Genomic DNA, 307 nt, shown 5'->3' on the forward strand with positions numbered 1-307 from the left:
AAGTAGAACCAATATTCCTCTTCCTCTACCTGAAGTAAGGCCGCTCTGAGTAAAGGCCCTTTTTCCAGGTCAAATACGCGGTAAGAATCGGCTGCGATATAGGCTTCTGCTTTTTCTTGCTTGTCAGCTTCTTCTCTAAAGTCCTGATAATCGATCGTAAATCCTAAATCTTCCCTTTCAAGTATCCATTGCCTGATCTCTCCCGATTCCTCTTCCCTGAAAACAGTTCGTAAGATCTCATGGCGATCAATTGTAGCCTCAATAGCCCGCCTGATGTTTTCAATTTCAATGATTCCTTTCAGGTAAG

At 43.0% G+C, this 307-nt stretch carries 1 protein-coding gene; it reads right to left on the reverse strand.

The features are described 5' to 3' along the window. Positions 1 to 307, reverse strand: a 307-nt coding sequence (locus JO950_RS22140; RefSeq protein WP_202704569.1) for a condensation domain-containing protein, incomplete at both ends; no start/stop codon positions are given.

It is taken from the genome of Flavobacterium sp. UGB4466 (assembly GCF_903469665.1).
In the GTDB taxonomy this organism is placed as follows: domain Bacteria; phylum Bacteroidota; class Bacteroidia; order Flavobacteriales; family Flavobacteriaceae; genus Flavobacterium; species Flavobacterium lipolyticum.